General features: G+C 44.9%; 1 protein-coding gene. It reads left to right on the top strand.

Going from position 1 to position 336, the window contains the following annotated elements; all coding sequences use genetic code 11:
• Window positions 1-11: 11 nt before the first annotated feature.
• Window positions 12-336 (top strand): hypothetical protein (locus HMPREF1552_RS12995; protein WP_369750433.1); only part of this gene is annotated, 325 nt, incomplete at its 3' end.

Below are 336 nucleotides of genomic sequence, written 5' to 3'. Positions count from 1 at the left end.
AGGGAAGGGTCATTATCGGGGCTAATGGCTTTGACGCGACTAATACAGACTATGTAAACGTTATTGCAAAGGCCATGGAGCTGCAGGGCAATCTTGTCGGAAGCAAGGTTGACGTAACTTTAGGGGAAAATGCTGTTGACTCCAACGGAACTGTAACTTCCAAAAATGGAATAAATTCGGTTGCAATTGACGCAAGCAACCTTGGATCAATGTATGCGGGGCAGATAAAGATAGTCAGCACGGACAAGGGGGCAGGGGTAAACTCCAATGGACTTATCTACTCAAGAGATACTAAACTTGAGATTACAGCTGACGGGAAAATCAATGTCGCAAAGA

It is taken from the genome of Leptotrichia sp. oral taxon 879 str. F0557, from assembly GCF_000469385.1.
Classification (GTDB): Bacteria; Fusobacteriota; Fusobacteriia; order Fusobacteriales; family Leptotrichiaceae; genus Leptotrichia; species Leptotrichia mesophila.
The sequence above is the reverse complement of the archived record's forward strand: the minus strand, read 5'-3'. Positions and strand labels throughout refer to the sequence as shown.